10 protein-coding genes are annotated in these 14,669 nt (G+C 43.7%); all 10 read left to right on the forward strand.

Going from position 1 to position 14,669, the window contains the following annotated elements; translation table 11 throughout:
* Positions 1-218: 218 nt before the first annotated feature.
* A complete protein-coding gene (gene uvrB / locus P2W82_RS04715; RefSeq protein WP_336514694.1) occupies positions 219-2,258 on the forward strand; it encodes an excinuclease ABC subunit UvrB in 2,040 nt (679 codons plus the stop codon).
* A gap of 213 nt (positions 2,259-2,471) precedes the next feature.
* Positions 2,472-4,307: a 3-keto-alpha-glucoside-1,2-lyase-like domain-containing protein gene (locus tag P2W82_RS04720; RefSeq protein ID WP_336514695.1), complete on the forward strand. Its 1,836-nt coding sequence runs from the start codon at positions 2,472-2,474 to the stop codon at positions 4,305-4,307.
* Positions 4,308-4,337: 30 nt separating this feature from the next.
* Entirely contained in the window at positions 4,338-6,377 is a 2,040-nt protein-coding gene (locus tag P2W82_RS04725; protein WP_336514696.1) for a plastocyanin/azurin family copper-binding protein, read from the forward strand.
* A 323-nt stretch (positions 6,378-6,700) separates the two neighbouring features.
* On the forward strand, positions 6,701-7,438 hold the full coding sequence (locus P2W82_RS04730) for a ParA family protein (protein WP_336514697.1): 738 nt from the start codon (positions 6,701-6,703) through the stop codon (positions 7,436-7,438).
* An 82-nt stretch (positions 7,439-7,520) separates the two neighbouring features.
* Positions 7,521-8,249 (forward strand): esterase family protein, encoded by a 729-nt coding sequence (locus P2W82_RS04735; RefSeq protein ID WP_336514698.1) that lies wholly within the window; start codon positions 7,521-7,523, stop codon positions 8,247-8,249.
* A gap of 145 nt (positions 8,250-8,394) precedes the next feature.
* The gene (gene polA / locus P2W82_RS04740) at positions 8,395-11,217 is read left to right on the forward strand and encodes a DNA polymerase I (protein ID WP_336514699.1); all 2,823 of its coding nucleotides are present in this window, start codon (positions 8,395-8,397) and stop codon (positions 11,215-11,217) included.
* Between the two features lie 22 nt (positions 11,218-11,239).
* Positions 11,240-11,803 carry a 1-acyl-sn-glycerol-3-phosphate acyltransferase gene (locus P2W82_RS04745; protein ID WP_336514700.1) on the forward strand — a complete coding sequence of 188 codons (564 nt, stop codon included), beginning with the start codon at positions 11,240-11,242 and terminating at the stop codon, positions 11,801-11,803.
* Between the two features lie 70 nt (positions 11,804-11,873).
* Entirely contained in the window at positions 11,874-12,692 is an 819-nt protein-coding gene (locus P2W82_RS04750; protein WP_336514701.1) for a sterol desaturase family protein, read from the forward strand.
* A 102-nt stretch (positions 12,693-12,794) separates the two neighbouring features.
* The gene (locus tag P2W82_RS04755; protein ID WP_336514702.1) at positions 12,795-13,457 is read left to right on the forward strand and encodes a DsbA family protein; all 663 of its coding nucleotides are present in this window, start codon (positions 12,795-12,797) and stop codon (positions 13,455-13,457) included.
* 75 nt (positions 13,458-13,532) lie between these two features.
* Positions 13,533-14,630 carry an amidohydrolase family protein gene (locus tag P2W82_RS04760; protein WP_336514703.1) on the forward strand — a complete coding sequence of 366 codons (1,098 nt, stop codon included), beginning with the start codon at positions 13,533-13,535 and terminating at the stop codon, positions 14,628-14,630.
* Positions 14,631-14,669: the final 39 nt, after the last annotated feature.

Genomic DNA, 14,669 nt, shown 5'->3' on the forward strand with positions numbered 1-14,669 from the left:
CAGGATTAAAAACTGTTTGGCAAGGTTATCAACAGTTAACCCATGCAGCAAGTGTTTATGAAATAATGACTCAATAAATTTGGGTAAGGCTTAGCTGCCGGCAGGCAGGCTCCTCTCTCCTGCCTCAACACTAACTTTATACTTTCCACTTTGTACTCATAACTTAACTTCGCAGATCGTACCTATAACTTCTTACTTCAAACCTTTAACTTAAAAAAGTGCCTTTTCAGCTACAATCAACATATGCCCCTGCAGGTGATCAGCCTGAAGCGATAAAGCAACTGGTGCAGGGAATCCAATCCGGAGAGCAATACCAGACATTATTAGGTGTTACAGGTTCAGGAAAAACATTCACTATTGCGAACGTGATACAGCAGGTACAAAAGCCTACGCTGGTGCTCACACACAACAAAACTCTGGTGGCGCAATTGTATGGCGAATTCAAACAGTTTTTTCCTGATAATGCAGTTGGTTATTTTGTTTCCTACTATGATTACTTCCAGCCGGAAGCCTACCTGCCTGTAAGCGATGTGTACATTGAAAAAGATCTTTCGATCAATGAAGAACTCGACAAACTCAGGCTGCAGGCAACTGCACAGTTATTGTCCGGAAGAAGAGATATCATCGTTGTTGCTTCCGTGAGTTGTATATATGGTATCGGTAATCCGACGGAATTTGAAAACGGTATTATCAGGATACAAAAGGGACAGGTGATCAGTCGCCAGGGATTTTTGCATTCACTGGTGAATTCATTATACAATCGCTCACAACTCGAATTCAACCGCGCGACATTTCGTGTAAAAGGAGATACGGTGGATATCAATCTTCCTTATGTTGATTATGGTTACCGCATTACATTCTTTGGAGATGAAATCGAAGAGATTGAAAGCATTGAAATAAACAGCGGCAAGAGAATAGGTGTGATGGAGAATGCTGCCATCTTCCCCGCCAATCTATATCTCGCTCCAAAAGATCAGCTGCAACAGATACTTGCCGAGATCCAGGATGAGATGGCAAAACAGGTGGAATATTTTAAAGCATCCGGGAAATATATTGAAGCACAGCGTTTGAGCGAACGCGTAAACTTCGACGTTGAAATGATTCGCGAACTCGGCTATTGCAATGGCGTCGAAAACTACTCGCGTTTCTTCGACCGCCGACCTCCAGGTACAAGACCTTTCTGCCTGCTCGATTATTTCCCAAATGATTTTCTCTGCGTGGTGGATGAGAGTCACCAGACCATCCCGCAGGTAAGTGGCATGTATGGCGGTGACAGAAGCAGAAAAATGATTTTGGTTGATTATGGTTTCCGTTTGCCTTCTGCGCTGGATAACCGTCCTCTCAATTTTCACGAATTCGAATCCCTCGTTAATCAAACCATTTATGTTTCTGCAACGCCAGGTGAATATGAACTGGAGAAAACCGGCGGCGTTGTTGTGGAACAGGTTGTGCGACCCACAGGACTTCTGGATCCGCCGATCGAAATCAGGCCCAGTGTAAATCAGATTGATGATCTTCTGGATGAAATTGACAAGACCATCAAAAAAGGTGATCGTGTTCTGGTAACTACCCTAACTAAAAGGATGGCTGAAGAGATGGATAAATATCTTCACCGCATTAATATAAAATCAAAATACATTCACAGCGAAGTACACACCCTCGATCGTGTTGAAATTCTTCGTCAGCTTCGGTTAGGCGAGATCGATGTACTCGTGGGTGTGAACCTGTTGCGTGAAGGTCTTGATCTCCCGGAAGTTTCACTCGTGGCTATTCTTGATGCAGATAAAGAAGGATATCTCAGGAATGAAAAATCTTTAACACAGACCGCTGGTCGTGCCGCGCGAAATGCTGAGGGACGTGTTATTTTTTATGCTGATATCATGACCGGCAGTATGCAAAAGACGATTGACGAAACCAATCGTCGCCGGGATAAACAAATTGCGTTTAACCTCGAACATAATATCGAACCGCAAACGGTCAGAAAAAGTAAGGAGCAGGTGTTCGCCCAGACATCAGTGCTCGACATCAAGGGGTATGATCTCAGAGATCCAAATGCATTGGGGCCGGATGCCGAACTGGTACCAGCTGTTGCCGAGGATCAGGCTGTTTACCAGACCATTCCCCAGGTGGAAAAGGCCATCAAGCAAACCAAAAAGACGATGGAAAAGGCTGCCCGTGACCTGGATTTTATGGAAGCTGCCCGTCTTCGCGATGAAATGTTCAGGCTTCAGAAACAACTCGAAGGAATGCAGAACTGAGCTCGCTTAATCGGTGCTTAGTTTAATGTTGAAAGTTGAAAGTTAAACGAAGTTGCACATACACAGCCGGTCTCAGCAGGTGGGCTGTTCCGCTTTCCACCTTCAACTTTTCACTTTAAACTTTCTAAAAATCGCTTAGTTTGCGAAACAATTTTTCCGGCTGTGATGCCGGTATTAACAGTATTTGAAACGATATCAGGATCCATGTGTAAAATGAAAAGAACCCTTTCTTCTCTGCTCGTTTTCTCCATCGCCAGTCTATCACTTTTTGCCCAGGAAAAAAGTTACCGCCTCACCAGTCTGGCGCTGGATGACCTCTCTCAGTTTTCATCGCCCGGAGCCAACTGGACGATCGGAAGCGGAATCAAAGCCGCTTACACCGACACCGTTTTTTCCATCACCCAGGGCAAAGGAGTTTTAGTGAACAATGTTAAGCCAGGAGATCATACCGGCAAAAACCTGGTAACGAAACTCACTCATGGTGACATGTACATTGAGCTGGATTACAACGTGCCGAAAGGCTCCAATTCCGGAATTTATTTCCAGGGCAGGTATGAAATTCAGATCTATGACAGCTGGGGCGTGCAGCGACCAAAAGTATACGATAATGGAAGCATCTATGAAAGGTGGGATGAAAGCAAGCCCGAGGGTCAAAAAGGATATGAAGGACATCCTGCATTGGTGAATGCATCCTTTGCTCCCGGCCTCTGGCAGCATCTCGAAGCATTTTTCCAGGCACCGAGGTTTGACGCAGCAGGAAAAAAGATCAGTGATGCCCGTTTTCTTTTTGTAAAACTGAATGGCATTACGATCCATGAAAATATTATCGTGCATGGACCGACGCGAGCAGCGATGTTTAAAGATGAAGCAGCTACTGGTCCGATTATGATCCAGGGCGATCATGGGCAGGTGGCCATCAGAAATGTAAAGTATGCGCCGCAGAATGAATTGAAAGTGGCACTGAAAGATGTCAACTATAAATATTACGAAGGCACTTTTGAAAACGATCAAAAAGCGTTCGCTACAAAACCTACGCGCGAAGGCAAAACAGATCTTCTCGATTCACGCCTGGCTGATGCACGCAATGGATATGCGCTCGCCTTCGATGGAAAACTCGAAGTGCCTGAGAACGACAACTACTTCTTCACCCTGCTGTACAGCGGCGAAGGCACACTCGAAATCGATGGCAAACCTGTTATCAATAAAAAATCTACCTGGATTTTTGCAGAACCACTCACCGGAAGCGCTGAACTGAGTGCTGGCACTCATAATCTGAAATTATGGTACAATAAGCAGGTGAACTGGCAACCCCCTGGATTGAGTCTGTTTATTCAGAAGCCCAACTCCAAAGCAGTTGCATTGCATACTACATCATCGATGCCGGAAAGACGTAACTCCCCCTTGATTGCAGTGGAGTCATTGAAAGGTCCGGAGATGGTCCGTTCGTTTCAGTTCCGTGGTGATAAAAAACTCACGCATGTAATGTCAGTTGGTAGTCCTTCTGAAGTAAACTATTCCTACAATCTTTTGCAGGGCGGATTGCTCCAGGTTTGGAAAGGTGATTTTCTGAATGTAACCGAGATGTGGTATCAGCGCGGTGAACCGCAGATCTCCATGCCGATGGGTGCGCCTGTGGTGCTTTCAGGAATCAACCCTGTTCTGACCGATCCTGCAACATTGGTAGATTCAATCGCAGGCCTGTCATACAAAGGCTATAAGATCAACACGCAGGGGTATCCGGTGTATATGTATGAGAAAGATGCTCTTAAAATCGAAGATGCGATTCAACCTTTTGAAAACAACAGAGGAATCGAACGCAGCATCAGTATTACAAATACAGCATCAGCCCCTAAACTCAGTTTCAGAATTGCCGAAGGAAAAAATCTAGTTTCGCTCGGTAACGGATTATATGCCGCTGACGATCAGAGTTATTATGTAAAACTGATTTCAGCACCATCAACCCAGCCAACGATGCTGAACAGCAATGGGAAACAGGTAATGACCATACCTGCTGCAAACAATGCTTTGAAATACGCCATTATCTGGTAAGATTTTATTCAATTTTACTTTCCTTCAATTATGAAAAAGTTTCAAATTAATATAGAAAAGGTGAGGATTAAAAGCAGTACTATCATTACGGCTGTTTTATTTGCTGTCGTGCAGTTCTTCGTTTATACTGATACGTTAGCACAGGGTGCCGGTCCGCAGGTGGAGAGTGACTATTATATCCTGAAAACAGTCATCGTTCCGGAAAATATCCCGCTTGAAGTAGGAGGTATTGCTGTAATTCCTGACGGAAGAGTGGCAGTGGCAACACGTCACGGAGAGATCTGGATGATTGAAAATGCCTATGGCGAAAACAATTCTTCTCCTATCTACACGCGCTTTGCTTCAGGAATGCATGAGGTGTTGGGTCTTGCTTATCGCGATGGCGCTTTCATCTGTGCACAGCGCGGTGAACTCACTAAAGTATCAGATACCGATGGTGATGGCCTGGCTGATCGTTATGAACCACTCACAATTTTTGAACTCAGCGGCAACTACCATGAATATGCATACGGTCCGATCTTCAATTCGAAAGGCGAAATGTTTGTGACTTTGAACGTAGCCTGGATTGATTATGGAGAAAGTCTTTCCAAATGGCATGGCTGGCTGATGAAAGTAAAACCCGATGGTTCCATGGAGCCGGTAGCTACTGGTTTGCGTTCACCTGCAGGGATAATGGTCAACAGTAATGATGATATATTTTATGGCGAAAATCAAGGCGACTGGGTGGGAAGCGGTCGCGTAACACATCTTGAAAGAGGAGATTTCGCAGGTAATGCCGCTGGTCTTAACTGGAGTAAAGAACCAGGTTCTCCCATCACCCTCACCAAAGCCGATGTGGCAAAAGTAGATGATGGCAGACCCATGCACGAAGCGGCAAAAGTGATAAAAGAAATGAAACTCCCGATGGTATGGTTCCCGCACACGCTGATGGGCATCTCTACTTCTGATATTATAGAAGATCAGACCGGCGGAGCATTCGGACCATTCACCGGGCAATACTTTGTTGGTGACCAGGGTCACTCCAAAGTCATGCGCATGACATTGGAAAAAGTCAATGGCAAATACCAGGGTGCATGTTATCCTTTCCGCGAAGGCTTTTCTTCCGGCATCCTGAGGATGCGCTGGGGCGTCGATAATTCCATGTTTGTGGGCATGACCAGTCGCGGCTGGGCAAGTACAGGTCGCGGTGATTTTGGTTTACAACGCTTGGTATGGTCAGGAAAAACCCCATTCGAAATGAAAAACATCAGCGCCCGTCCTGATGGTTTTGAGATCGAGTTTACTGTACCTGCGGATGTAAAATCTTTGAAGGACGCGATGAATTACGAGCTGAACAGTTTCACTTACAAATACCATCACTTTTATGGCAGTCCGATCATCAATACTGCTGCAAGAATTCTCAAAGGAATCATCGTTTCTGAAAATGGTAAGAAGGTAAGGATCGTTTTGGACAGTCTGAAAGAAGGATATATTCACGAAATCAAATTAGGTGGGATCAAAGCTTCAGACGGCAGAAATCTGCTTCACAATTTTGCATACTACACCATGAACAACATACCTGCTGGCGATAAAGCAGTATTGAAATCAGATGAGGTAGTGACCAAACATACGCATGCGATGGCTGCAGGCGCTGCAACAGCAGCGAAGCCAAAAGCCAATACAGCAAAACGCGTAACACGTATGCCTGCTGACTGGGGCCAGCCCGACCAGGTGCTGCGGCTAGGAACAAGACCCGGATTGAAATTTGATCGCGCTCAGTTTGAAGTAAAACCAGGTTCGAAAATCAGGCTGGTATTCAATAACAATGACGACATGCAACACAACGTTGTGATCACCGCACCAGGTGCTGCTGATGATGTTGGAAATGCCGCGTTGAAACTCGGACTGAAAGGATCAGAATTGAACTATGTTCCCCAGATTTCCAAAGTGCTGTTCCATACCGCTTTATTGCAGCCAAACAGTACGGAGTCGATCTATTTCATAGCACCTGATAAACCGGGAACTTATCCGTTTATCTGCAGCTATCCCGGGCATGCGTCGGTGATGAGAGGAGTGATTATAGTGAAGTAGGGACGCAGGAGAGGGGAGGCAGGAGAGGTAGTAGACAGGTCATAGGGATAAGCAATAGTAAATGGCAAAAACGTAAATCACAGAAAGTAGTCAAAACAGACTCATAAATTAAACTCAAATAGTTTTTTTGAAAAAACCTCCATTCAGGAGGTTTTTTTATTTCTCATTTCCCAAAAGACAACGTTTTTATGGTCGTTATTTGCTACCGGAAACCCGGGCATTTTCGAATTTAATCAAGCCTGCTTCTGTCTTCTACACCCTAAATCTCCTGCCTCCCCTCTCCTGCCTGCTCACTATTTTTCCTATCTTCAAAAAAAACCCCAATGACAACCATTGCCCTGTACAATCTCAAAGGTGGTGTTGGAAAAACCGCTTCCAGCGTGAACATGGCATATCTCTCCGCTAAGGAAGGAATGAAAACTTTGTTATGGGATATCGACCCGCAGGGATCATCATCATTTTATTTCCAGGTAAAACACAAAGTGAAAGGCGGTATCAAAAAAATTCTTTCTCCTGATACTGACCCTGAAGACCTGATTACAGCAACCGATTTTGAAAACCTGGATATCATTACAGCGGATCAATCGGCAAAAGGACTGGACCTGCTGCTGGAAGAAATGCAAACCGGAAAAAAGCGTTTGAAAAATGCGCTTAGCCGTTTCAGTAAGAAGTACCAGATTGTCATTATCGACTGTCCTCCCGGACTTTCTGCGCTTGCAGAAAATATCTTTTTTGCATCAGATATTGTGTTGATGCCGATGATACCTACAACCTTATCATTGAGAACATACCAGATGGTAAAAGATTTTTTTAAGGATAGGGATCTTGACCTCTCTAAGCTGATGTGCTTTTTTACGATGGTCGATCTCCGGAAAAATATGCATCACGAAATCATGGATCAGTTGTTTAAAGACAAGAGATTTTTCAGCAATTACATTCCCTACCTTTCTGACGTAGAAAAAATGGGCGTTCATCTCTCGCCGGTGGAAGCGTTTGCGCCAAACAGTTATGCTGCCAGATGCTACAGTGATCTCTGGGATGAAATCCGCGAAGGACTGTGATGCAAAACGTACAACGTTAAACGTTAAACGTTTTGCGGTTTACGTTAAACCTTTCTTCTTATCTTACATAAAACATCTTGATATGCATCGCGAATTATTTGGCTGGTACAGTCCGGCTCTTGGAAGAGAAATGCCGATAGTAACTTATGGTCATTATGGTTTTGCTTTGCTGATGATACCAACTGCTGCAGCTGATTATCTGGAATATGAAAGATTTCAACTGATCGATCATCTCGCTCCATTTATTGACAGCGGAAAAGTAAAAGTGTATTCTATCAATAGTATCAATACAGAAAGCTGGATGCATAATGATATGCTGGGTGAACACAAAGCTATCCGGCAAAACCAGTTCAATGAATATGTTTTTAACGAGGTTGTCCCGCACATCAGGAATACATCATCCCGGGACACACCTATCATCACCTGCGGAGCAAGTTTTGGTGCGTTGCATTCGATGAATTTATACATGAAACGTCCTGATATCATCAACGGTGCCCTATCAATGAGCGGCGTGTACGATCTTACGGAGTACACCAAAGGTTTCTGGGACGACCAGGTGTATTTCAATTCCCCGATACATTATATCCCCAATCTATCCAATCACGATATACTCGAAGAGATTCGTCGTGGAAAAATCATCATCACTACCGGAAGTGGTGCTCATGAAGATCCGGAAGCGAACAGAAGATTTTCTGGCGTACTGCACAGCAAAAGCATTCCGCACGAACTTTCTATCTGGGGCGATGAATGGCCGCACGACTGGAATACCTGGAGAGCCATGTTGCCATACTTTCTGGAACATAGGTTTTGAAGAAAGATCAAAGGATGTGTAGTGGAGGTTGAACGTAAAACGTAAAACCTCGCATATGAATTTGGTTCCAATTCAACAAGATTTCCAAAGAACGGGTTCCGACGTTAAACGTTATACGTTATACGTTTTACGTTAACTTCGAACGATGGAAAAAAAGCTGTTTCTGCTGGATGCCTACGCGCTCATCTTTCGTGCGTATTATGCCCTGATACGTGCGCCGCGCATCACCAGTAAAGGAAGGAATACGAATGCTCAGTTTGGATTCACAAATACGTTGATCGAGTTGCTGACAAAACAGAAGCCCACACATATGGCCGTTTGTTTTGACACCGCAGCACCCACAGAACGTCACACAGATTTTGATCAGTACAAAGCGAACCGGCAGGAAACACCTGAAGACCTTTCTGCTGCTGTTCCTGATATCAAAAAAATTATCCAGGGTTTTAATGTTCCGGTAATTGAAAGCGATGGATATGAAGCGGATGATGTGATAGGAACACTTGCCAAACAGGCGGAGAAAGAAGGATACACGGTGTATATGGTGACGCCCGATAAAGATTATGGTCAGCTTGTAACTGAGCATATAAAAATTTATAAGCCCGCGTACCAGGGCGGCGATGTGGAGATCATGGGACCGAAAGAAGTTTGTGAAAAATGGAACATCAGATCAGTGAGCCAGGTGATTGATGTACTGGGTCTGATGGGCGATGCTGTTGATAACATCCCCGGGATTGCCGGTGTTGGTGAAAAGACCGCTGCAAAATTGCTTGCAGAATATGAAACGCTCGAAAACATTCTACATAACGCCGACAATATCAAAGGTGCACTGGGTGAAAAGGTGCGCAAAGGGAAAGAGATGGCGGTGCTGAGTAAAAAACTTGCAACCATTATTACCAATGCTCCTGTACAGTTTCATGAAGATGATTATTGTGTGAAAGAGATGAACAAACCATTGCTGAGAGAAGTGTTTGCCGATCTTGAATTCAAAACAATCGGAAAAAGAATTCTTGGAGAAGATATTGCTCCTGTCGAAACAACTTCTCCCGTCATCCCGCAAGGTGTTCAGCAGGATCTTTTTGGTAACGTTGTGCCTGCCGCAGAGGTGTCCGTTGAGGTTCTGGAAGTCGCAGTCGCATCTTTTACCTCGGACAGGAATATCAACAATACGCCGCACAACTATATCAGCGTTACAGATCAGAATGAAATGGCTGCGCTGGTGAAAAACCTGCAATCACATACCGAAATCTGTTTTGATACGGAAACCACCGGCATCGATGCAAACAATGCAGAACTGGTTGGATTGAGTTTTTCAGTGACGCCCGGAGAAGGATGGTATATTCCTTGTCCGGCCAATAAAGCAGAAACCAATAACATACTTACCATTTTTGATCCTCTTTTCAATGACGCATCAAAAACCTGGATCGGTCACAACATCAAATACGATATGCTGATCCTGCGATGGTATGATCGTTTCCTGGCGGGAAAAGTTTTCGATACCATGCTCGCACATTATGTAGTTGATCCGGAAGGAAAAAGATCGATGGACCAGTTAAGCGAACAGCTCCTCCGTTATGAACCTATTCATATTGAAGAGTTAATTGGCAAGAAGGGAAAGGGCCAGGGTACCATGCGCGATGTTGAGCTGGAGAAAATAAAAGAGTATGCGGTAGAAGATGCAGACATCACTTTGCAACTGCAAAAGGTGCTGCTGCCAATGTTGAAAGAGAAAGATGTGGAGAAAGTATTTTATGAGGTAGAAAATCCATTGGTGAAAGTGCTGACGGATATGGAGTTTGAAGGTATCCGCATTGATGAAGGCTTTCTGAAAGATTATTCAAAGGAACTGGAAAGAGAAGCAAAAAACTCCGAAGAAAAAGTGTACCAGCTTGCAGGAGTACGTTTCAATCTTTCTTCACCCAGGCAATTAGGTGAGGTTCTTTTTGAAAAGCTTCAGCTGGATCCCAAAGCAAAAAAAACAAAGACGGGACAATATGCAACTGGTGAAGATGTATTGCAGAAACTGGCGCATCAGAATCCGATAGTTGAAGATATACTGGCTTATCGCGAGCTGACAAAACTTAAGTCCACTTATGTTGACTCACTTCCCCTACTGATCAATCCTAAGACAGGACGAGTACATACCACTTACGGTCAGGCAGTAGCTGTTACCGGCAGATTGGCCAGTAATAATCCAAATCTTCAGAATATTCCAGTAAGAACAGACAGAGGGAAGGAGATCCGAAAAGCGTTTATTGCCAGAGACAATGATCATGTTCTTCTCTCTGCAGACTATTCACAGATAGAATTAAGGATTGTTGCTGCCATCAGTGCAGATCCGAACATGTGTGAAGCTTTCCGTTCCGGAAAAGATATTCATACTGCCACTGCTGCACGCGTTTATGGTGTTCCGGAAAATGAAGTGACCAAAGAGATGAGATATAAAGCGAAGAGCGTCAATTTCGGCATCATCTATGGCCAGGGCGCATTTGGCCTTGCAGACAACCTCGGGATCAGCCGTACGGAAGCAAAAGCGATCATTGACAATTACAAGAAAGAGTTTGCTGGAATCACTTCGTATATGGAAGATACTATCAATTTTGCCAGGGAAAGAGGATATGTACAAACTCTGATGGGCAGAAAACGCTGGCTACGGGATATCAATTCATCGAATTTCACGGTGCGTGGTTTTGCAGAACGAAATGCGATCAATTCTCCCATACAGGGCACTGCTGCGGATATGATCAAGATGGCGATGGTAAAAGTGCAGCAGGAAATGAAAAAACAAAGGTTCAAAAGCAGGATGATCCTGCAGGTACATGATGAGCTTGTATTCGATGTACACAAAAATGAAATCAATGAAATAAAATCTCTCGTAATTGAGAATATGCAAACTGCTATGCCATTGCCCAATGGAGTGCCTGTGATTGCAGAAGCTGGTACCGGACACAACTGGCTGGAAGCACATTAATTACTTATTCACGGTTTTTCGGATGATTACTTCTTTATTTGTCTGGTGGTTTAAACTCAAAGGCTGGAAAGTACACGGCACCATTCCGGGTGAAATACGAAAAGCTGTAGTGATCGCTGCACCTCATACTTCCCAATGGGACTTTGTTTATTCGCTTGCAGCTTTTAAGATACTGGGTCTGAAAGTCAGTTACCTGGCAAAGCAGGAACTCTTTCGTTTTCCTATCAAATGGATTTTAGAATCCACCGGCGGCATTCCCGTTAAAAGAGATCGCAGTCAGAAGCTGGTGGACCAGATGGCGGAACGCATCAACGAATCCGAACAGTTGTACATGATGATACCGGCCGAGGGTACACGAAAAGCAGTAACCAATTGGAAAAGCGGATTTTATTACGCAGCACTTAAGGCAGGCGTACCGGTTATGCCTGGCTTTCTCGACTATAAGAATAAACTAGCGGGATTTGGTCCTCCAATACATCTCAGCGGAGATAAGGATAAGGACATGAAAATCATATACGAATTTTATAAGGATATTACGGCCAAACACCCTGCACTCTTCAACCCGGAAGCGATCCGCATTGACTGAATTTTAACAGAAAAATACTTCGTAAAAGGGGAAGAAACACTTGTTTTTTCTCCTTTTAACTTCAAACTTTGTGAAAGCCGCCAGATGTCCGACACTTGCAAGTGTCGGACATCTGGGCGTTTTCTGCGAAAAAATGAAATACTGGAACGCATACCTGAGGTACTGGGAAAATATAGGTGGCCGCTATTTTATGGTTGCTGGGATCGCATTTATCGTTTTTTATATTTTGCTCCGGGTAATTGCGCGCAATAAAAAAATTCAGCACAAATACCCGGCGATAAAAGATTACGCAAGAGAAATCGGTTACTCCGTAATGACCATCAGTATTTTTTCATTGATACCGGTAATTTTTGTGATCAACCCGGTGATTTCTCCGCATACAACGATGTATCGCAATATTGCTGATTATGGAATGGTATACTACATCTTCGCCTATCCATTGATGTTTGTTATGCACGACACTTATTTTTATTGGGTTCACCGACTCATGCATCATAAGAATATATTTCCTTATTTCCATTTGGTGCATCATCAGTCAACCAATCCGTCTCCCTGGGCGGCGTATGCATTTCATCCGTTGGAAGCTGTAGTTGAAGCAGGTATATTCATTATTTTCCTGTTTACGATTCCCATGCATACTTCTCATTTTTATATTTTCTTTTTCCTTTCCATTATATACAATGTGTATGGCCATCTTGGCTGGGAGCTCTACCCAAAAGGCTTCAGCAAAAGCTTTATCGGTAAATGGATCAACACTTCTGTAAATCATAACCAGCACCATCAGCATTTCAAAGGTAACTATGGTTTGTACTTTTTATTCTGGGACCGTCTGATGGGAACGATCAGGAAAGATTATGATCAGAAGTTTGAGGAAGTCAAAAGACGTTGAACGTGTAACGTTGAACGTAAACGAATCAAGGCTTGTTAAATATGGTACTTTCTTTACCTTCATAGGCTTACGTTGAACGTTCAACGTATCACGTTTCACAACATGACTCCCACAATCTATTACTGTTACGATGCTTACTGCGGATGGTGTTTTGGCTTTAGTACGGTCATCTTTCGTATATATGAAGAATACAAAGACAGGCTGTTTTTTGAAACGCTTTCAGGAAATATGATTCCGAACGAATACGCGCAGCCCATCGGAAAAATGGCCGGATACATTAACCAGGCTTACAAGGTCGTGGAAGAAAGAACCGGCATAAGGTTCGGCGAGGATTATCTCTGGCATATCCGCAATCCGGATCTGAGCGACTGGGTTCCCAGTTCTGAAAAGCCAGCAATTGCCATGGTTGTATTCAAGGAATACTATCCTGAAAAATCTGTTGAGTTTGCAAAGGATCTGCAAACGGCTCTACATGTTGAAGGCCGCGACCTTACAGACGATGAAGCCTACCGGCACCTGCTGGCAAAATACAATATTCCGGCAGCGGATTTTTACAGGAAGTTACACAGCGAAGAAAGCAAGCATGCAGCCTATATGGAATTTTCCATGGTGAAACAGCTGCAGGTAACTGGTTTTCCGGCAGTATTTATGCAGGTAAGTGAAACAAAATTCTATCTTTTGTCACGCGGCTTTACCGAATACGAAAGTCTGAAAACTACTATCGACAAAGTTTTAAAGGAAAGAGAAGCGGACGTAAGTTCCTGAAAAAAATGTTAAGATAAGATGGCCGGTAATCCGGTACATTCATACACTTATACTTTAGCAGCTTAAATACATTGCATGAGAAAAAATTGCATTCTGATTTTGTCCGGACTTCTTTTCCAGCTGAGCTCAATCGCTCAGCAGCAAAAAGCCAGTATGGATTTTGAAAAATATGAACCTGTATCGACGCTTGTAGTCCCTGAGAATCCGATCACCCGATCCCGTTATCCATTTATTGATGTGCACAATCATCAGTTCAACATGCCGACGATGGACCTGGGAGTACTCATCAGGGAAATGGATAAACTAAATATGAAGGTAATGGTGAACCTCAGTGGCGAAAGCGGTGAAAAAATCAAATCAAGCATATCCAATATCAGGAAAAATTATCCGGGACGTTTTATTGTTTTTGCAAATATTGATTTCAAGGGTGTCGGTGAAAGTGGATGGGGAGAAGCAGCTGCAAAAAAACTGGAAGAGGATGTGAAGAATGGTGCAAATGGATTGAAGATTTATAAGAGCCTTGGTTTCTCTGTAAAAGACATCGATGGAAAATTAGTAGCGGTCGATGACCCGCGTCTCGATCCTATCTGGAAAAAAGCAGGTGAACTAAAAATTCCTGTTATCATCCACACGGCTGATCCGAAATCATTCTGGGATCCGATGGATGAACATAACGAACGCTGGCTGGAGCTCGCAACTCATCCCAATCGTAAACGCGGTGATGATAACCCTGAACCATGGGAAAAATTAATCGAAGAACAACACCGGCTTTTTACAAAACACAAGAACACCACTTTTATCGCTGCCCATTTTGGATGGTATCCCAACAACCTGGCAAAACTTAGTGAACTGCTGGATGCCATGCCGAATGTAGTTGTTGAATTTGGTGCTGTGATTGCAGAACTCGGACGTCAGCCCAAAATGGCCAATGCATTTTTTACAAAATACCAGGATCGGATTCTGTTTGGAAAAGATTCCTGGGTACCTGAAGAATACGCTACTTATTTCCGCGTGCTGGAGACAAGCGATGAATACTTTCCTTATCACAAAAAATACCACGCATTCTGGCGTATGTACGGCATGGGTCTTTCCGATGAAATTCTGAAAAAAGTGTACTATAAAAATGCGCTCAGGATTATTCCCAACATCGATAAAACAGGCTTTCCTGATTAATGTTTTATCAAAAAATTGAAGTGTTTCAAAATGGGATCA

It is taken from the genome of Pollutibacter soli, assembly GCA_029269725.1.
Lineage (GTDB): Bacteria > Bacteroidota > Bacteroidia > Chitinophagales > Chitinophagaceae > Pollutibacter > Pollutibacter soli.

Coding starts and splice junctions, on each gene's coding strand:
- P2W82_RS04720 (WP_336514695.1), top strand. CDS start 2,472: ATGAAAAGAACCCTTTCTTCTCTGCTCGTTTTCTCCATCGCCAGTCTA.
- P2W82_RS04725 (WP_336514696.1), top strand. CDS start 4,338: ATGAAAAAGTTTCAAATTAATATAGAAAAGGTGAGGATTAAAAGCAGT.
- P2W82_RS04730 (WP_336514697.1), top strand. CDS start 6,701: ATGACAACCATTGCCCTGTACAATCTCAAAGGTGGTGTTGGAAAAACC.
- P2W82_RS04735 (WP_336514698.1), top strand. CDS start 7,521: ATGCATCGCGAATTATTTGGCTGGTACAGTCCGGCTCTTGGAAGAGAA.
- polA (WP_336514699.1), top strand. CDS start 8,395: ATGGAAAAAAAGCTGTTTCTGCTGGATGCCTACGCGCTCATCTTTCGT.
- P2W82_RS04745 (WP_336514700.1), top strand. CDS start 11,240: ATGATTACTTCTTTATTTGTCTGGTGGTTTAAACTCAAAGGCTGGAAA.
- P2W82_RS04755 (WP_336514702.1), top strand. CDS start 12,795: ATGACTCCCACAATCTATTACTGTTACGATGCTTACTGCGGATGGTGT.
- P2W82_RS04760 (WP_336514703.1), top strand. CDS start 13,533: ATGAGAAAAAATTGCATTCTGATTTTGTCCGGACTTCTTTTCCAGCTG.